Source organism: Paramagnetospirillum magneticum AMB-1, assembly GCF_000009985.1.
GTDB classification, from domain to species: Bacteria; Pseudomonadota; Alphaproteobacteria; order Rhodospirillales; family Magnetospirillaceae; genus Phaeospirillum; species Phaeospirillum magneticum.
In genome coordinates this window covers 3,878,239-3,897,048 of the sequence record NC_007626.1, presented here as the reverse complement: position 1 = coordinate 3,897,048, position 18,810 = coordinate 3,878,239, and the positions used below count along the sequence as shown (strand labels likewise).

Genomic DNA, 18,810 nt, shown 5'->3' with positions numbered 1-18,810 from the left:
TGCTTTCTCCCCTTACCAGCTGGACGCGCCGTCGATGGTCGGCGTGGTGAAGGCGGGACGGGGTTTCTCCCCCTCGGCCTTCAGCGGGTTGTCGACGCGCACCAGCTCGTCCGGATGGAGCGTGGTGGTGGTCTTGCGCCGGGGAAGATAGTGGTTGGCCGGTTTGCTGCCCCATTCCGGCATCAACTGGAAGCCGCCATTATCGCGGATGGCCTTGGCCGCCTCGGAATTGGGGTCGTTGATGTCGCCGAAGATGCGGGCGCTGGCCGGGCAGGCCAGGACGCAGGCCGGCTTGCGCCGGTCCTCCTCCAGGGTCTTGTCGTAGATGCGGTCGACGCACAGCGTGCACTTCTTCATGACACCCTGCACCGGGTCGAACTCGCGGGCGCCATAGGGGCAGGACCACGAGCAGTATTTGCAGCCGATGCACTTGTCGTAATCCACCAGGACGATGCCGTCCTCTTCCCGCTTGTAGCTGGCCCCGGTGGGGCAGACCGGCACACAGGGCGGCTCCTCGCAATGGAGGCAGGATTTGGGGAAGTGGATGGTCTCGGTGTCGGGGAAGGTGCCGCATTCATAGGTCTGGACGCGGTTGAAGAACACGCCGTTGGGATCGGCGCCATAGGGATTCAGGTCGGGCAGGGGACCGGCCCAGCCCGAGGTGTTCCATTCCTTGCACGATGTCACGCAGGCATGGCAGCCGACGCAGACGTTGAGGTCGATGACCAGGGCGAGTTGCTTCTTGCTCATGATCACTTCCTCCCGGCCAGGAAGGCACGAACCTTCGACTTGAAGCCGATGGTCTGGCCGGGCAGCGGCTCGAGGGGCTTGAACTGCGGCCAGCTTTCGCCTTCCTCGCCGGGCTTGCATTTGGTGACGCGGACCTTGAGGTCGTACCACGCCGCCTGACCGGTCACCGGATCTGAATTGGACACATGCTGGTTGCCCACCATGTTGGGCAGTTCCTCACTGATCAGGTGATTGAGCAGGAAGCCCTTCTTCGACTCGTTGGCGTCGGGGTCCAGGCCCCAGGCGCCCGAGGCCTTGCCGATGGCGTTCCAGGTCCACACCGTGCCGGGCTCCACCGCCTCGGTGAAGCGGGCCTGGCATTTGATCTTGCCCCAGGGGCTTTCCACCCACACCCAGTCGGCATCGCCGAAATTGCCCAACGCCCCCACCTTGGGGTGCATGAACAGCACGTTGCTGGTGTGGATCTGGCGCAGCCAGGCATTCTGGGAATCCCAGGAATGGTACATGGCCATGGGCCGCTGGGTCAGCGCCGACAGCGGATAGGCATGCCCGTCCGAGCACCGCCATTCCAGCGGCGTGTAGTAGAAGGGCAGGGGATCGAAGAAGGTCTTGACCCTGTCCCGCAGGCGATCGGGGGGCTGCTTGCCCTTCCACTTGCCTTCGCCGGCGAGGCGGAACTTCTGCAGCAGCTCGGAATAGATATGCGGCATGATCGGGTCGGTGAAGCGCACCAGCCGGTGGCGGTAGGCCCATTCCAGGTAGCCTTTGTTCCAGTTGCGCATGTACTGGAAGCTGGGCGGCAGCTCGTAATGGAAGTGGTTGTTGTTGCGGGCGTACTGGTCCCACTGGTTGGGGTTGGGCTCGCCCACCATGGACTTCTCGCCGGCCTTGCCGCGCCAGCCGGCCAGGAAACCGATGCCCGACCCGGGCTCGGTCTCGAAATTGACGATGAAGTCGGGATAGTCGCGGAACTTGCGCGAGCCGTCCTTGTTGGTGAAGCCCGGCAGCTTGAGCCGCGTGGCCAGCTCGATCACCACGTCCTGGAACGGCTTGCACTCGCCCAGGGGCGGAAGGATCGGCACGCGCACGGAATCGACGGGACCGTCGAATTCCGAGATGGGCCGGTCGAGCATGCTCATGACGTCATGGCGTTCGAGATAGGTGGTGTCGGGCAGCACCAGATCGGCGAAGGCCACCGTCTCGGACTGGAAGGCATCGCAGACCACCAGGAAGGGGATCTTGTATTGCCCCGACTCGTCCTTGTCGGTGAGCATCTTCCTCACCTCGGACGTGTTCATGGACGAGTTCCACGCCATGTTGGCCATGAACAGCAACAAGGTGTCGATGGGGTAGGGATCGCCGCGCCACGCATTGGTGATGGCGTTGTGCATCAGGCCGTGCACCGACAGCGGGTATTCCCAGGAAAAGCCCTTGTCCAGGCGGATGGGCTCGCCTTCGGCATCCACCGACAGGTCGTCGGGGTCGGCGGGCCAGCCCATGGGCGGTCCGGCCAGGGGCTCGCCGGCCTTGATGGCGTGCGGTCCCTTGGGCGGCTTGGGGCAGGGCGGAATGGGGCGCGGGAAGGGCGCCCGGTGGCGGAACCCGCCCGGCCGGTCGATGGTGCCCAGCAGGGTCATCAGGATGGCCAGGGCGCGGATGGTGTGAAAGCCGTTGGAATGGGCGGCAAGGCCGCGCATGGCATGGAAGGCCACCGGGTTGCCGGTGATCTTGTCATGCTCCTGGCCCCAGCAATCGGTCCAGGCGATGGGCAGCTCGATGGTCTGGTCGCGTGCCGTGACGCCCATCTCGTGGGCCAGGCGGCGGATGGTGGCGGCGGGAATGCCGGTGATGCCCTCGGCCCATTCCGGGGTGTAGTCCTTGACCCGCTCCTTGAGCAATTGCAGCGACGGCTTGACCGGCGTGCCGTCGTGCAGCTTGTACGAGCCGAACAGGCGGCCCTCGGTGTCCTTGGTGCGGGCGATGACCGGCCGGTCGGACTCGCGGTCCCACCACATCTTGTCCGGGGTCTCGAAGGTGTCGGGACGCACCGGCACGCTGCCCTCGCGCACGAACAGGCCGAAGGTGTCGCTGTCGGCGTCCTGGTTCACCAGTTCGGCGGCGTTGGTGTAGCGGATCAGGAAGTCGCGGTCGAACAGGCCCAGTTCCATGATCTCGCGCACCAGGGCAAGGATCAGGGCGCCGTCGGTGCCGGGACGGATGGGGACCCATTCGTCGGCGATGGCGGCGTAGCCGGTGCGCACCGGGTTGATGGCGATGAAGCGTCCGCCGGCCCGCTTGAAGGCGGCGAGATCGCGCTTCATGGGATTGGAGTGGTGGTCCTCGGCGGTGCCGATCATCACGAACAGCTTGGCCCGCTCCAGGTCGGGGCCGCCGAACTCCCAGAAGCTGCCGCCGATGGTGTAGATCATGCCGGCCGCCATGTTGACCGAGCAGAATCCGCCATGGGCGGCGTAATTGGGCGTGCCGAACTTGGCGGCGAACAGCCCGGTCAGGGCCTGCATCTGGTCGCGGCCGGTGAACAGCGCGAATTTCTTGGGATCGGTGGCCCGCAGATGCCCCAGGCGCTCGGTCAGCGTCGAGAAGGCCTCTTCCCACGATATGGGCTCGAAGGCGCCGGCTCCGCGTTCGGTGCCCTCCTTGCGCTTCAACGGCCGGGTCAGGCGGGCGGGCGAGTACTGCTTCATGATGCCCGAGGCACCCTTGGCGCACATGATGCCCTTGTTCAGGGGATGATCGGGATTGCCCTCGATATAGCGGACCTCCCCGTCGCGCAGATGCACGCGAATGCCGCAGCGGCAGGCGCACATGTAGCACGTGGTGGTCTTGACTTCCGATCGGCCGAGATCGGAATCCGGAATAGCTGCAGGATCCCTCATGCGGGCAAGCTCCCCCCTGGTATTGTCCTGACCCTCATGGCGGGGTCGGTTTTAGGACACTCTACTTTAGGGGGATCTAATAAGGCAATCGGGAAAGGCGACGCTCAGGCCTTATCGCTCAGCAGCGTCTCGCACAGCTCGTTGAGGCGCTTGGGGGCGATTTCCGACATGCGCATGCCGCGGATAGCGGACAGCTCCGCCGGTCCGACGCCCTTCTTGGCCGCGGCCATGGCGTCGAGCCCCTGGAGATGCTGCGACAGGCGATTGAACTTGGAAATCTGCCGGCTGGCCGCCAGCACGTCGTCAAGGCCCACAGTGGTCGGGCCGATGGTATCGCCAAAGGCCCGCTTCAAATTATTGCGCCAACTGTCCATGTTCGGACTCCCTCCCATCCCATGGGGAGGGATCATACCTTCGGTCGGGTCGAGAGTCGCGACTTAAGTAGTCCTAGATCGACTCGCCTATCCCCGCACCGAACGCAGGAAGTCCTCGGCCTCGGTCTTGAGGTCCGACACCGCCTTGGCCAGGGTCTTGGCGCTCCAGATCACCCGGACCGAGCCGGCGCAGGAGCGGGCGGACGAGCGCGACAGGGTCGACACGCTGGACGACACCTCGCGGGCCTGGGCGGCAACTTCATCGATGTTGCTGGCGATGTGGCGGGTGGTGGTTTCCTGATGCTGCACGGCTTCGGCGATGGCGGTGGAAATGTTGTCGATGGACCGGATGGTCTCGACCACCCCCTCGATGGAGGCGGTCATCTCGCGGGTGGAGGTCTGCACCGCCGAAACCTGATTGGAGATTTCCTCAGTGGCCTTGGCCGTCTGGTTAGCCAGGTTCTTGACCTCGTTGGCCACCACGGCGAAGCCCTTGCCCGCCTCGCCGGCCCGCGCCGCCTCGATGGTGGCGTTGAGCGCCAGAAGGTTGGTCTGGGCGGCGATGTCGTTGATCAGCTGGACCACGTTGCCGATGGCCTGCACCGAATCGGACAGGCCGCTCATCTGGCTGGCGGTGTTGTTGACATTGGCCACGGCCTGCTGGGCGATGCGGCTGGATTCCCCCACCTGCTGGGCGATCTCGTTGACGGACAGCGCCAGTTGCCGCGTGGCGTCGGACACGGTCCCGGCGCGTTCGGTGGTGATGTTGGCCGCCTCGCTGACGTCGAGCGAGCGCGAACCGCTCTGGCCCGATCGGGTGGCCATGTTCATGGCGGTCTTGTGGATGCCGGTGGTGGATTCCTCCACCTCGGCGACCTTGGCCTTGACGGTGGCCTCGAAATGGTCGGCCATGTCGCGCATGGTGCGCGCCCGCTCCTCGGCGGCGCGGATCCGCTCCTGCTCCTGGGCGGCGCGCAGGTGCTCGGCCTCCAGCATGTGTTCCTTGAAGACCTGGACGGTGCGGGCCATGTCGCCGACCTCGTCCCTGCGTTCCTGGGCCTCGATCTCCACCGAGGTGTCGCCGTCGGCCAGGCGCCCCATCAGGGAGGTTATGCGGCCGATGGGCCGCGTGATGACGCGGGTCAGGATGGACTTGACGCCCAGCACCGAGATCAGGGTGGCCAGGACGCCGAAGGCGAACAGCCCCATCAGGACGTTGTTGAGCTCGGCCTTCTCGGCGGTGGTGGACAAGGATGAGGACAGCACGGCGATGACCTCGCCGTCGGTCATGCCCATGCCGCCATGACAGGAGTGACAGACCTCGTCCCTGGCGCCATCGGTGACGCCCAGCACGATGGGCATGGCATAACGGTAGGAGTCGCCCACCAGGCGGCCGACCGGCTTGCCGGTGGCCAGGGCTTCGCGATCGATGTCGTCCTGGGCCGCCTTGGGAGCGCGGTCCGGCTCCACATCCTTCATGTGGGCGGTGACCTTGGGACCCCACACGCTCCACACCTTGCCCGCATAGTGGACGTTGCGGGAGTCGAACCACTTGTTGAAGACCTTGATGCCGATATTGTCGCCGTCCTCGGGACGGGTGGCCATGACGTTGACGATCAGCGCATGCAGCGAGGTCATCTCGTTGACGGAAAGCTCGTGGAGCTTGCGCTCCAGGGCGCGCTCCTCGAAGCGGGCGATGAAGACCACGATCACCGTAGCCATGACGATGACGCCCAGCCCCACCACGATCATGAATCGCCGGCGCAAGCTCAGATTCTGCCACACCCCGTCGGACATGCGAGTTCCCCCGGACGTTGCCGCCCCAATGACGGTCGCCCCTTCCGAGGCGACGGCGTCAGCGCTTGATTTCGAAGGTCTTGTGGGCCTCGGTCAGTTCCAGCATGCGCAACACGTTGTCGCGCGGATTGGCCAGACTGATCGACGAACCGTTTTCGGCCAGATCTTCGCGGGCGATATAGAGCAGACCGAGCCCCACGGAGTCGATATGGCTGAGGCCAGACATCTCAAAGGTGACCTTGCGGCCCTTAAGCCCGCCCAATTGCGTGAGCAGGGACTGGAAGTCCTCGTTTGCGGCGAAGTTCAACTGTCCATCAAGGGACACATGGACGCCCGTACCATCATCCTTCACACGAAACTGCATGCTACCGTCCTCCTCGTCTCGACGTCCGATGCCACCTGCCGCAAATCCACCCCACGCGGCCCCCAAGGGGCCCTGCGGTCCGCCGAGTTCAGGCAGAAGCCTTACCTCTGGGACCCGTGGGAATGCAAGAGGCGAGTGTCGCGATAGGGCGAAAAAATACGTTTTGTAACGGGTGCGCTCTACCGGGAAAACATCATCGCCAGGGTTCGTCCTCCGTCTTCGCCCTGCAACGAATGGGTGGCCTTGCGGATCAGGCAGAGGCCCCGGCCGTTCTTGGCGGTGGCGTGGGCGGTATGGGCCAGCTTTTCTTCCAGATTGAAGCCTCCGCCCTGATCGGTGACCGCGATGCAGATGCAGTCCGGGCGGCGGGCATGCACGTTGATCTCGATGCGGCGGCACGACAGGGCGGGATCGGCCATGCGCCGCTGCATGATTCTTTGAAATTCCACGAAACCCTCGGCGGTGGCCCGCAAATGATTGGGGATGCCGAGGTTGCCGTGAATGACGGCATTGGAGAGGGCCTCGGCCAGGGAAATTTCCATCAGATCGGCAGTGTCGGGCGACACGTCGCGGAAATTGGCGCGAATGGCCTCGGCCACCAGTTCCAGGGTTTCCAGGCGATAGGCCGTGGCGGTCTGCAGCGACAGGGTCATTCCGCCGCCCCGCACCGTCTCGAAACATCGCAATCCGACGCCCGAGGCCCCTTCGGCTCCCAGTTCCACGAAGCCGCAATAGGGCGCGGCCAAGCCGCGGCGGACGCTTTCCGTGGTGGCGTCGCCGCCCAGGATCGATGCCGGAGGAATCTCGGAAACGGCGTCGCCCTGGTGCAGTCCGACGCCCAGAGCCCGGCACTGGGCCTCCAGATCCTCGGACGCCGGGGACGCGACCACCAGGCAGGGATGGCGCTCCGGCGCCTGGCAGGTGGCTAGCGGTGGTGTGGTGACCAAGGACATGCTTAGCCCTCCCCTTTCAGCCGCTTGATGCAGACGGCGGTCAGGTCGTCTTCGAACGGAGTCTGAACCTGGCGGCAGACCTCATCGAGCAGACTTTCCACCCGCAACTCGCCGTGGCTGCGCAGCAATCCCTGGATGGCGCTGCCCAGGCCCGCCTCGCCGAACAGGGCGTCGCCCTCGGTCGGCGAATCGGTGATGGCGTCGGAATACATGAACAGGGACGCATCCGGCGGGAACGCCTCGCGGTGCTCGCGGTAGCTGGGGGATTTGGACAGGCCCAGCGGAATGCCGCTGGCGTCCAGGAAGCGGTACTCCTCGCCCTGCATGATCACCGGGGCGGGAGCGCCGGCCGAGGCCCATTCGATCTCGCCGGCTTCGACGTCGATGGTGCACAGGAACATGGTGGCGAATTGCCCCCGGCCCAGCAGGCTCTTCAGGGCTCCGCTGAGGGTGGTCAGCATCTCGCCCGGCTGGCGGCGCGGGTCCCAATGGTCCGAGATCAGGGCGTGCAGGCGAAAGACGTTGAGCGCCGCCCCAATGCCGTGGCCGGTGAAGTCGAAGCAGTAAAAGCTCATGCGCGGGCCGCCGCAATCCAGGCAGCCCCACAGGTCTCCGCCAATGCCCGATGAGGGCTCGAAAAAGGACTCGACCTCGATGCCCAGCTTGGCCAGCCGCTCGTCCAGGCGCTCGGGCCGGGGCAGCAGGTCGAACTGCATGGCCCGGGCGGCATTGACCTCCTCGACCAGATGACGCTGCTGCTCGGCGATGCGTTCCAGCAGGGCCTGGCGCTCCAGTTGGCCCGCCATGCGGGTGATGGCATAGCGGATGGCGCGCCCCACCGTACGTTCGGGGTCGTCGCTCTTGATCAGGTAATCCTGGGCGCCGGCCTCCAGGGCATAGGAGGCGAAACGGGGGTCGTCCATGCCGGTCATGATGACGATGGGGGTGCGCGACGCCGCCTCCTGCATGCGCGATACGGTGGCGATGCCGGTGGAATCGGGCAGGCTGAGATCCAGCAGCACCACGTCCACCGTCTCGCCGCCGTTGATGTGGGCGATGGCCGCGGCCAGGGTGGTGACGTGGCGGACCACGAAGACCGGCGCGCTGGACATGCGCAGCGCGTATTCCACCAGCCGGGCGTCGCCGGGCTCGTCTTCCACCAGCAGGACATGCAGCGTATCCTTGACCACGCGCAGGCCGCCGCCCGTGGTGCTGGCCGCCTCGCCGATCTCGGGGTCGGTTCGCCAGCCCCCGGTACGGCTGGGCAAGCGAATCAGCCGCCCCCCCTGCCCAACGCATTCATCATCCCGCTCCCCGTGACGCCGGTCCGACTGTCCAGACTAGACTAATGGATAGGTGTGTCGCCAATCCACCCTTCTTGTCAACAGGCCGTGAATGATACCGCAAGCATCCGTAACATACCGTAATTTCGTGGTGCGGCGGTACGGGTCAATTGGGGCCTGGGTCCCCGGTATTGATCTGGGTTCCGTCGGTCAGGTGGAGGTCGCGCTCGCTGACCAGGCAGGGGGCCACGCCAGTGCTGCCGGCGCCCAGGGGTTCGACCACGGCTTGGACCATGCAGTGCTGGGCGCATACTTCGGCGCAGACCTGGGTCATGTTGGTCCAGGCCTCGCCGGCGCCCAGCTTGACATAACCCTCCATGGCGGCGACGTCCTTGGGCGAATACAGGTCGCCCAGGGCCTTTCGGTACTGGGCGACCATCTGGTCGGGCCCGATTCCGGAACAGCCGCAATTGGCCACCAACCCCATGAAGCGGCCCATGCGGCCGTAATAGGCCGGCTGATCCGGCGGCGGCACGCAGGCGGCAAGCAGACAGAGCAAGGCTGCGATGACGATCGGTCTCATGGTCCTCTCCCGGCGGATAAGGATGGATCGGGAACATATTGTGTCATTGATATCATCCAAGGTGCCATGCCTTGGCAAGTTGGCTATTATGCTTTTCGTTGGCAAGTCCGGGGCGGGTGCGGGGCGCGCCGAAGAGAGGGGCGGAATCCATCGGATGTTCACCGTGACCAGGTTCATCGCGCGTCTGTCATGAGCGAGCGCAGGCGAATTCTCATTCTGATCGCCGTCGTTCAGACGGTGGGTCTGGCGGCGCTGCTGATGCTGCCGCCGGGCCCGCCGGCCTGGGCGGTGGCTGGTCTCGGGGTGGCGCTGACCCTGGTGCTGGTGGCGCGGTGCGGCCGGGCCGAAGGGGCCGCCCTCCAAGCCCTGCGGGCCGAGATTGGGCCGCTGCGCAAGGAGCGCGACCGCCTCAGCCTGCTCTCCGAGGTGGTCAAGGAAAGCTCGGAACGCTATCGCGAATATTCCGAGGCCGCCGCCGACTGGTTCTGGGAGAGCGACGCGGAACAGCGCTTCACCTTCTTCTCGTCGTCCTTCGAGACGGTGATGAACATCATGTCCGACGACCTGCTGGGTAAGCGTTCGTGGGACATCGTCAGCGAGCGCATGGAGATCGATTCCGACCAGTGGCAGGCCCATATCGCCGATCTGACCGCCCAGCGGCCGTTCCGCGACTTCAAGTACTGGCTGGAAGACGGTAACGGCCGGGCGCGGTGGATCAAGGTCAACGGCCTGCCCCGGTTCGACGATGACGGCGTGTTCATCGGCTATCGCGGCACCGGCAGCGACATCACCGCCGCGGTGGAGAACGCCCACCGCATGCACATGCTGAACCGCGCGGTGGAGCAGAGCCCCGTCTCCATCGTCATTACCGATCTCAACGCCGAGATCCAGTACGTCAACAGCAGTTTCCTGCGGATCACCGGCTATTCCATGGACGAGGTGATTGGCCGCAACCCCCGCATCCTCAGGTCCGACACCACGCCGCCGGAAACCTTCCAGAACATGTGGGCCGCGCTGTCGGCCGGCGAGAAGTGGGAAGGCGAGCTGATCAACCGGCGCAAAAGCGGAGAGCTTTACTGGGAACAGGCCACCATTCAGCCGATCCAGAACATCGAAGGAGTCATCACCAACTACCTGGCCGTCAAGAGCGACATCACCGAGCAGAAGAAGGCCGCCGCCAAGCTGGCCGAACTGGTGGAGGAACTGCGCCGCTCCAACGAGGAACTGGAACAGTTCGCCTATGTGGCCTCCCACGACCTGCGCCAGCCCCTGCGCATGATCAGCGCCTATCTCGCCCTGTTGGAAAAGAAGCTTTCCGCCAGCTTCGACCAGGACGCCCGCGACTTCTTCGGCTTTGCCATCGACGGCGCCCGGCGCCTGGACCGCATGATCGTCGATCTGCTGGAATATTCGCGCATCGGCCGCATCACCGCCCCCATGGAGCCGGTCAGCCTGGGCGAGGTAGTGAGCAATGCCCTCCGCTATCTCGAAGTGGCCGTCGCCGAGAGCGGCTCCGAGGTGGTGGTGCCGGACGGTCTTCCGACCATTTCCGGCGATGGCGGCGAACTGGTCCGCCTGTTCCAGAACCTGATCGCCAATGCCATCAAGTACATGCCCGAAGGCCGCCAGCCGCGCATCGAGGTGCTCTGCCGCGCCCAGGGGGCGGAATGGGTCGTGGGAGTCAAGGACAACGGCATCGGCATTCCTCCCGACGACCTGAAGCGGGTGTTCGGCATTTTCCAGCGCCTGGTCGCCCGCGAGCAGTTCGAGGGCACCGGCATCGGCCTGGCGGTCTGCCGCAAGATCGCCGAGCACCACGGCGGACGCATCTGGGTCGAGTCCGAAATGGGCGTCGGCAGCACCTTCCTCGTGGCTTTTCCCAAGGCCTGATTGCGACTTTTCCATATCGCTCCGATATCGCTTAACAGCCTATGCGGATCAGACTACCATTCACGTGGATACATGGGCGGCCATTGAGGCCGCGCTAAGCCCAATGGTCCTGGCGGGGAGGTGGTGATGACGATCAGCAGGCAAGAGTTGCCCGCCGCCCTTGTCGCCGGCGCCGTCACCGGACTGGTGGTGGTAATCCTGTCCCTGTCCTTCGCCGTGCTGATCTTTTCCGGCGAACTGGCCGGGCATGTGGGCACCGCCATCGGCATGGCCCTGTTCACCGCCGTGGTGGTGGGGGCGCTGGTGGCGCTGTTCAGCTCGTATCCCGGCACCATCGCCTTTCCCCAGGACAAGATCGCTCCCATCCTCGCGCTGATGGCCTCGCTGATCGTGGCCGAGACGCCGCCCGGCACCGATCCCGAGCAGGTGTTCGCCACGGTGGCCAGCGCCCTGATGCTGGCCACGGCGCTGACCGGCGGCCTGCTGTTCGCGCTGGGCTATTTCCGCCTGGGCGGGTTCATCCGCTTCATTCCCTATCCGGTGATCGGCGGCTTTCTGGCCGGCACCGGCTGGCTGCTGGTCAAGGGCGCCATCAAGGTGATGACCGGCCATGCCCCCACCCTGGAGGGCGTGCCCCACCTGTTCGCCGTGGCCGAGGCGGTGAAGTGGATGCCGGGGCTGGCCTTCGCCCTGGTGCTGATCGTCGGCATGCGGCGCTGGAAGCATGTGGCGACCCTGCCCCTGCTGCTGGCCGGCGGCATCCTCGGCTACCATCTGGTCGCCCGGCTGCTGGGGCAGAGCCTGGAGGGGCTGGAGCAGGGGGGGTATCTGCTGGGACATCTTCCCGCCGCCGGGGGCTGGCGTCCCGACGCGGTGATCCGGGCGCTGTCGGCCGACTGGCTGATGATCGCCGACCAGGCCGGGTCGGTGTCGACCATCCTTCTGATCAGCGCCATCGGCGTGCTGCTCAATTCCAGCGGCATCGAGGTGGCGGCCAACCAGGACATGGATCTGAACCGCGAGCTGAAGATCGCCGGCATCGCCAATCTGGTATCGGGAGCGGGCGGCGGCATCATCGGCTTCCACACCCTGGGCCTGTCCTCCATGGTGCTGAAGATGGGGGTGTGCTCGCGGCTGGTGGGGCTGATCTCGGCGCTGGTCTGCCTGGCCATGCTGGTGATCGGCACCGAGCCGTTGGCCCTGTTTCCCAAGGCGGTGCTGGGCGGCCTGTTGATGTTCATCGGCCTGGGCTTCCTGGAGGAATGGCTGGTGGACGGCCGCCACCACATGCCGGGGGCCGATTACGCCATCATCGTGATGATCGTCGCCGTGGTCGGGACCTTCGGCTACCTGCAGGGCGCGGCGGTGGGCATCGTCGCCTGCGTGGTGCTGTTTGTGGTCAATTATTCCCGCGTGGCGGTGGCCAAGCACGAGCTGACCGCCGCCGACGTGTCCTCCAACGTGGACCGCCCCCGGGAAGAGGTGGCGCTGCTCAAGGCCCATGGCGGCCGTATCCTGATCTACAGCCTGCAGGGCTTCATGTTCTTCGGCACCGCCAACAAGCTGCTGACCCGGGTGATCGGGCGCTGCGGCGATCCGGGGCCGGACATGGTCGAGGCGGTGGTGTTCGACTTCCGCCGCGTCTCCGGCATCGATACCTCGGCGGCCATGAGCTTCGTGAAGCTGCGCCAGTTCGCCGAGAAACGGGGGCTGTCCCTGGTCTTCGCCGGGCAGAACGCCGAGGCGGGCATGGTGCTGGAACGCGCCGGCTTCGTGGGTGCCGAGGGTGCCACCTGGCGCTCGGCGCCCGACCTGGATCACGCGCTGGAATGGTCGGAGAACCGCCTGCTGGCCAGGCTGGAGGTGGAGGCCCGCTCCAAGCCCCGTTCCCTCATGGCCGATCTGGCCGAGGATTTGGGCGAGCCGCTGCAGGTGGCGCGCATGATGTCTTTCGTCGAGACCCTGGACGTTCCCGCCGGGACCGTGGTGCTGCAGCAGGGCAGCGCCGCCCACGACCTGTTCATCCTGGAATCGGGGCAGGTGACGGTACGGCTGATCACCGATAACGGCACCTCGATCCGGTTGCGCACCATGCATGCCGGGACCGTGGTGGGCGAGATGGGGCTTTATCTCAACGAGGAGCGCTCGGCCTCGGTGGTGGCCGATGCCGATTGCGTCATTCACCGCCTGACCGCCCGTAACCTGATCCGCATGGAGGCGGAAGCCCCGTCGGTGGCCGCCGCCTTCCATCGCCTGATGGCGCGGCAACTGGCCGAGCGTCTGCGCAATACCGACCATATGATCAGGGCCTTGACCGACTGACCCGGCCTTTGCCCGATTGACCTGGGGGCAGGCTTGGCCCACCATCCCGGCGGTTCAACAAAGGGAGGGGCTTTGCCCATGGTTTCCGAGATTTTCGCCGACGGCGTCGGCCGGGTCGATTTCGTCAGCGGCGTGGTTCGCATCGAACTGGTGTCGCTGGAGCCCACCGAATCGGGCCAGGGCAAGATGGAAGTGCGCCAGCGCATCGCCATGCCGGTGGACGGCTTCCTGCACTCGCTCAACACCATGGGCGACCTGGTCAACAAGCTGGTGGAAGCCGGCGTCTTGAAGCGCAACGAGCAGACCCCTGGCGCCGCTCCGGCGCCCGTCAAGGCCTAGAGCGAGCGGCCAAGGGCGCTGAGGCGCCCGCCCGCGAGGGTGAAGCACATAAAGCTCCCGCGAGGGCGAAGCACACAAAGCTAAAGCGTGATGCATAGTTAAGGCATCCCGCTTTAGCGGGCTGCGAAACCCCCGTTTCGCGGCCGGGCTACCGCCCGGACCCGTTCGGAGGCACAGCCTCCCAACCTCCAGATTTCTTAAAGCCCTGAAGGGCTCGGGCGGCTGTGCTTCCCGATTGGGGGACCGGGGGCAAAAGCCCCCGACGCCCCTCCATTTCCGACGAAACGGACAGGCTCCCGGGCACTCCCCCGGCTGGTTGGGGGGGCGTTTAAGGAATGGGCACAAGAAGTTTACAAGCCGTTCAACCCTAAAGTATAGGTGCCATATATTCAGGTATTATATCTGATGTCCTGACCTGTCCTGTCGGGGGGCCGTGGCCGTGGGGCCCGGCGCAGGGCGAGGCAAGGGGATGCCGCCATGGCCTGTGAAGTGGTGCACGAGGATGCCAAGACCGTCTTTCGTCTGGTCGGTCAACTGGATGACCTGGATTTCGACCGGATCGAAGTCGGGTTCGAGACGGTGATCGAACAGCCGGATGCGGTGGTGATTTTCGACTTTGCCGAACTGGAAACCCTGAGCGCGTCTTTGCTGGCGCTGCTGGGCATGTTGCGGCTGCATGCCTGCCGGGTGGGCGCACAGCTCGAACTGCGCCACCTGAATCCCTCCGTCCGGACATTTCTGGACAGCCGCCAGCACTGAGGCGTCAGGCGAAAGCAACCGTGCTGGCGGGCTGCTGAAAACCCCCGCTTCGCGGCCGGGCACCCGCCCGGACCTCCAGCTTTTTAAAGCACTGAAGGGCTCGGGTGGCTGTGCCTCCCGATTGGCGGATCGGGGGCAAAAGCCCCCGAAATGGTCGAAAATCCTTCGCCTGCGCTTTTACCCGCCCAGGGCCTGCTCGATCCTGTCCACCGCAGCCTGAGCCGCGCTGGCGTCGGGGCCGCCGGCCTGGGCCATGTCGGGACGGCCGCCGCCGCCCTTGCCGCCCAGGGCTTCCGAGCCGATGCGGACCAGATCCACGGCGCTGTGCTTGGACGTCAGGTCCTCGGTGACGCAGACCACGATGGAGGCCTTGCCGTCGGCATCGGAGACCAGGGCGATGATTCCCGAACCGATCTGCTTCTTGATCTCGTCGGCCATGCCCTTGAGGTCCTTGGCGGGCACGCCGCTCAGCACCTTGCCGGCATAGGTGATGCCGTTGACCGTCTTGGTGGCGGCGCCCTGGCCGCCACCGGTGGCCAGCTGCTTCCGGACCTCAGCCAGTTCGCGTTCCAGCTTGCGGCGGTCGTCCATCAGCCCAGCGATGCGGGCGGGCAGATCGGCGGGGGCCGCCTTCAAGGTATCGGCGGCCTTGGCCAGCAGGTCTTCCTGCGCCTGGGCCCAGGCCAGGAAGGCCGGGCCGGTCACCGCCTCGATGCGGCGCACGCCCGAGGCCACGGCGCTTTCCGCCACGATCTTGAAGCCGCCGATATCGCCGGTGCGGTTGGCGTGGGTGCCGCCGCACAGTTCGGTGGAGAGGTCGCCCATGGAGACCACGCGCACCTCCTCGCCGTACTTCTCGCCGAACAGGGCCATGGCGCCGGCCTTGATGGCGTCATCGGGGGTCATCACCTTGGTGGCCACCTCGGCGTTGAGGCGGATGCGGCGGTTGACCTCGGCCTCGACGGCGCGGGTTTCCTCGGCCGACAGGGCCTTGGTGTGGGCGAAGTCGAAGCGCAGGCGGTCGGGGCCGACCTGGCTGCCCTTCTGGGTGACGTGATCGCCCAGGATATCGCGCAGCGCGGCATGCAGCAGGTGGGTGGCCGAGTGGTGGCCGCGGGTGGCGTCGCGGCGGGTGGATTCCACGGCGAAATGGGCGTCCTCGCCCACCGCCACCGGCCCACCCTCGACGGTGCCGAAATGGACGATCAGGTCACCCAGCTTCTTCTGGGTGTCGGTGACGGCGATGGTGGCCTTGCCGCCGGTTCCCGGGGTGCCCAGCGTGATGACGCCGGTATCGCCCATCTGGCCGCCGGACTCGCCGTAGAACGGGGTCTGGTTGGCGATCACCGCCACCTGATGGCCGGGATGGACGGCTTCGACCACCTTGCCGTTTTCCACCAGGGCGACGATCTTGCCCTCGGCCTGCTCGGCGTCATAGCCGAGGAACTCGGAGGCGCCCAGCTTTTCGCGCAGTTCGAACCACACGGTCTCGGTGGCGGTGTCGCCCGAGCCGGCCCAGGCCTTGCGGGCCTCGGCGCGCTGGCGCTCCATGGCGGAGGCGAAACCGTCGGTGTCGACGCCGATGCCCTTGGCCTTCAGCGCGTCCTGGGTGAGGTCCAGCGGGAAGCCATAGGTGTCGTACAGCTTGAACGCCACTTCGCCGGCCAGTTTCTGGCCCGAGCCGATGCGGGTGATCTCGTCGTCCAGCAGCTTCAGGCCCTTGTCCAGGGTGACCTTGAAGCGGGTTTCCTCCAGCTTCAGGGTCTCGGTGATCAGGGCGTTGGCGCGCACCAGCTCGGGGTAGGCCTCGCCCATCTGGCGGGTCAGGGCGGGGACCAGCTTGTGCAGCAGCGGCTCGGTGCAGCCCATCAGGTGGGCGTGGCGCATGGCGCGGCGCATGATGCGGCGCAGCACATAGCCGCGGCCTTCGTTGGAGGGCAGCACGCCGTCGGCGATCAGGAAGGACGACGAGCGCAGATGATCGGCCACCACGCGGTGGCTGACCTTGTGCGGGCCGTCGGGGTCGGTGTTGGAGGCCTCCGCCGAGGCCTCGATCAGGGCGCGCAGCAGGTCCACGTCGTAATTGTCGTGCTTGCCCTGCAGCAGGGCGGCCAGACGCTCCAGCCCCATGCCGGTGTCGATGGAGGGCTTGGGCAGCGGAATCCGCGTTTCCTTGTCCACCTGCTCGAACTGCATGAACACCAGGTTCCAGATCTCGATGAAGCGGTCGCCGTCCTGGTCGGGGCTGCCGGGCGGGCCGCCGAAAATGTGCTCGCCGTGGTCGTAGAAGATCTCCGAGCACGGGCCGCAGGGGCCGGTGTCGCCCATGGCCCAGAAATTGTCCGAGGTGGGGATGCGGATGATGCGGGATTCGGGCAGGCCGGCGATCTTCTTCCAGGCATCGGCCGCCTGATCGTCGTCGTGATAGACGGTGACCAGCAGGCGGCTCTTGTCGATGCCGAAATCCTTGGTGATCAGGTTCCAGGCATGCTCGATGGCCAGGTCCTTGAAGTAGTCGCCGAACGAGAAGTTGCCCAGCATCTCGAAGAAGGTGTGGTGACGCGCCGTATAGCCCACATTGTCGAGATCGTTGTGCTTGCCGCCGGCGCGCACGCATTTCTGCGACGAGGCGGCGCGGACATAGTCGCGCTTCTCGATGCCGGTGAAGACGTTCTTGAACTGCACCATGCCGGCATTGGTGAACATCAGCGTGGGGTCGTTGCGCGGCACCAGCGGGCTGGAATTCACCACGGTGTGACCGTTCTTCTCGAAGAAGTCGAGGAACGTGCGGCGGATCTCGTTGGCGGTCTGCATGGCATCCATCGTCGGCTAGGGGGGCGGCGTAACGGGCGGTTTTAACCCGCGGGGGGACGGGCTGTCCAGGGGTGGTCCGAGTGGGGAGGGGAAGTACCTTATTTTCAGGCATGGTCTTTGCCGGCAGGGCGGCAACATCGCTTGACCAGGCTCAAGGAAAAGACTTAGCGCTGCACTTATGTATTTACCTGCGCCCCGGTGCGGCAGACCCTCCCTCCCCATCCCCCCCCCCTGCCGTATCGGGGCTCCCCCATTCCAAGGAGCCCAGACAGCCATGTCCGAACCGCAACTCGACGTCCGCACCATCCAGCCCCGCGACCGTCATCCGCAGATCTTCGGAACCTTCGAATCCCTGGCGGTGGGCGGCGCCTTCATCCTGGTCAATGACCATGATCCCAAGCCGCTGTATTATCACTTCAACGCCGAGCGGGCCGGGACCTTCGGCTGGGAATACCTGGAAGAAGGCCCCGAGGTCTGGCGGGTGCGCATTTCCCGGGCGGCCTAGAGTCCTTAAGTTCGACGACCATCGGGAGGAGGGATCTCCGCCTGGAGCGTCGATACCGTATCGGAAATACCGTTCCAGGATGAGATCCCTCGCTTACGCTCGGGATGACATATTCGGGGGAAGATTGAGATGAAGAACCGTCTGGGCCTGATCGCCCTGATCCTGTGGCTGGGCTCGGCCGCCGCCCTGGGCGTCCTGTTCGTCCACGGCCGGACGGCCCGGGCTCCGGACGGGCGCACCGCCGTCCTGATGAGCGGGGCCGAGCGCGAGATGGTCTTCTCCGAGATGCGCGGCCTGCTGGTGGCGGTGCGCGACATCACCGCCGCCCTGGCCGAGGGCGATACCGCCAGGGTGGGCAGGATCGCGACCTCCATGGGCATGGGCGAGGCCCACGACAAGGCGCCCGACCTGCTGCTGAAGCTGCCGCTGGACTTCAAGCGTCTGGCCATGGGCCTGCACGGCGGCTTCGACCAGATGGCCGAGGCGGCGGCCAAGGGCGAAAGCCCGGCGCAGCTCAACCGCCGCCTGATCGAGCAACTGGACCGCTGCACCGCCTGTCACGCCGGCTTCAGGATCGACGTCAGCCAATAGGCGCGCTATCCTGGGAAAATGCATACAATCATCGTTGCCCTGATCGCCCTAGCCGTGTCGGCTCCCGCCCTGGCGGCGGGGCCGCCTCCCGCCGCCGCCACGCCCGCTCCCGCCGCGCCAATGGCAGCGCCTGCGCCGCGCTGCGCCGAGGATGCCGAGGGCGGGGCCTGCGTCTGGGGCAAGGCGGAGGGCTATGACGCCGGGGCGCTGCAGGTGCGCGGCCTGCATGTGGCCCTGGCGGGCGTTCTCGCCCCCGGGCGCAAGGATCTGTGCGGCTCGAAATCGGCCAAGGAAGAATTCGACTGCGCCCGCCCGGCCAGGAAACGCATGGGCGAACTGGTGGCCAGGGGCGTGGCCTGCGAGATCCTCGACGTGGCCTCGGGTCAGCTCTGGGGGCGCTGCAAGGTGGCCGAGGGCGATCTCGGACGGCTGCTGGTGAGCGCGGGGTTGGCCCGCGCCGCCAAGGACGGCCCCTATGCCGAGGCGCAGAAGCAGGCGGTGACCGCCCGGCGCGGCCTGTGGGCCGCCGACATGGTGCTGCCCCGCGACTGGGAAACGGCGCGGCGCAAGGCCGAGGACGAGGAGTAGA

At 66.0% G+C, this 18,810-nt stretch carries 16 protein-coding genes; 7 read left to right on the top strand and 9 right to left on the bottom strand.

All coding sequences use genetic code 11. The annotated features are described in order from the left end of the window. Nucleotides 1-12: 12 nt before the first annotated feature. The 8 genes from AMB_RS17930 to AMB_RS17895 form a co-directional block, all read right to left on the bottom strand. Nucleotides 13-750, bottom strand: coding sequence for a 4Fe-4S dicluster domain-containing protein (locus AMB_RS17930; protein ID WP_011385901.1), 738 nt, complete (start codon nt 748-750; stop codon nt 13-15). A gap of 2 nt (nt 751-752) precedes the next feature. Then, nucleotides 753-3,647, bottom strand: coding sequence for a molybdopterin oxidoreductase family protein (locus AMB_RS17925; RefSeq protein ID WP_011385900.1), 2,895 nt, complete (start codon nt 3,645-3,647; stop codon nt 753-755). A 104-nt stretch (nt 3,648-3,751) separates the two neighbouring features. Beyond that, complete coding sequence (locus AMB_RS17920; RefSeq protein WP_011385899.1) at nt 3,752-4,021, bottom strand: hypothetical protein; 270 nt, start codon at nt 4,019-4,021, stop codon at nt 3,752-3,754. Nucleotides 4,022-4,108: 87 nt separating this feature from the next. Continuing rightward, nucleotides 4,109-5,818 carry a methyl-accepting chemotaxis protein gene (locus AMB_RS17915; protein WP_011385898.1) on the bottom strand — a complete coding sequence of 570 codons (1,710 nt, stop codon included), beginning with the start codon at nt 5,816-5,818 and terminating at the stop codon, nt 4,109-4,111. 58 nt (nt 5,819-5,876) lie between these two features. Further along, nucleotides 5,877-6,182, bottom strand: a complete 306-nt coding sequence (locus tag AMB_RS17910; RefSeq protein WP_043745093.1) for an STAS domain-containing protein — start codon at nt 6,180-6,182, stop codon at nt 5,877-5,879. 179 nt (nt 6,183-6,361) lie between these two features. Then, the gene (locus AMB_RS17905) at nt 6,362-7,135 is read right to left on the bottom strand and encodes an ATP-binding protein (RefSeq protein WP_011385897.1); all 774 of its coding nucleotides are present in this window, start codon (nt 7,133-7,135) and stop codon (nt 6,362-6,364) included. A gap of 2 nt (nt 7,136-7,137) precedes the next feature. Further along, on the bottom strand, nt 7,138-8,403 hold the full coding sequence (locus AMB_RS17900) for a PP2C family protein-serine/threonine phosphatase (protein WP_011385896.1): 1,266 nt from the start codon (nt 8,401-8,403) through the stop codon (nt 7,138-7,140). Between the two features lie 181 nt (nt 8,404-8,584). Beyond that, nucleotides 8,585-9,001: a hypothetical protein gene (locus AMB_RS17895; protein ID WP_148207478.1), complete on the bottom strand. Its 417-nt coding sequence runs from the start codon at nt 8,999-9,001 to the stop codon at nt 8,585-8,587. Nucleotides 9,002-9,190: 189 nt separating this feature from the next. Here AMB_RS17895 and AMB_RS17885 point away from each other — a divergent pair, with 189 nt between their 5' ends. The 4 genes from AMB_RS17885 to AMB_RS17870 all read left to right on the top strand — a co-directional run bounded on the left by AMB_RS17885 (nt 9,191) and on the right by AMB_RS17870 (nt 14,311). Next, a complete protein-coding gene (locus AMB_RS17885; protein WP_043745087.1) occupies nt 9,191-10,891 on the top strand; it encodes a sensor histidine kinase in 1,701 nt (566 codons plus the stop codon). A gap of 126 nt (nt 10,892-11,017) precedes the next feature. Next, nucleotides 11,018-13,213 (top strand): SulP family inorganic anion transporter, encoded by a 2,196-nt coding sequence (locus AMB_RS17880; protein WP_011385894.1) that lies wholly within the window; start codon nt 11,018-11,020, stop codon nt 13,211-13,213. A gap of 78 nt (nt 13,214-13,291) precedes the next feature. Then, complete coding sequence (locus AMB_RS17875; RefSeq protein ID WP_043745084.1) at nt 13,292-13,552, top strand: hypothetical protein; 261 nt, start codon at nt 13,292-13,294, stop codon at nt 13,550-13,552. Nucleotides 13,553-14,029: 477 nt separating this feature from the next. Beyond that, nucleotides 14,030-14,311, top strand: coding sequence for an STAS domain-containing protein (locus AMB_RS17870; protein ID WP_011385892.1), 282 nt, complete (start codon nt 14,030-14,032; stop codon nt 14,309-14,311). Between the two features lie 177 nt (nt 14,312-14,488). On the opposite strand, the gene alaS is transcribed toward AMB_RS17870, so the two are convergent. Next, nucleotides 14,489-17,125: an alanine--tRNA ligase gene (gene alaS, locus AMB_RS17865; protein WP_011385891.1), complete on the bottom strand. Its 2,637-nt coding sequence runs from the start codon at nt 17,123-17,125 to the stop codon at nt 14,489-14,491. Nucleotides 17,126-17,399: 274 nt separating this feature from the next. On the opposite strand from alaS, the gene AMB_RS17860 reads away from it, so the two are divergent. The 3 genes from AMB_RS17860 to AMB_RS17850 all read left to right on the top strand — a co-directional run bounded on the left by AMB_RS17860 (nt 17,400) and on the right by AMB_RS17850 (nt 18,809). After that, nucleotides 17,400-17,630: a DUF2249 domain-containing protein gene (locus AMB_RS17860; RefSeq protein ID WP_011385890.1), complete on the top strand. Its 231-nt coding sequence runs from the start codon at nt 17,400-17,402 to the stop codon at nt 17,628-17,630. 129 nt (nt 17,631-17,759) lie between these two features. Then, a complete protein-coding gene (locus AMB_RS17855) occupies nt 17,760-18,221 on the top strand; it encodes a hypothetical protein (protein ID WP_011385889.1) in 462 nt (153 codons plus the stop codon). A gap of 18 nt (nt 18,222-18,239) precedes the next feature. Further along, a complete protein-coding gene (locus AMB_RS17850; RefSeq protein ID WP_011385888.1) occupies nt 18,240-18,809 on the top strand; it encodes a thermonuclease family protein in 570 nt (189 codons plus the stop codon). Nucleotide 18,810: the final 1 nt, after the last annotated feature.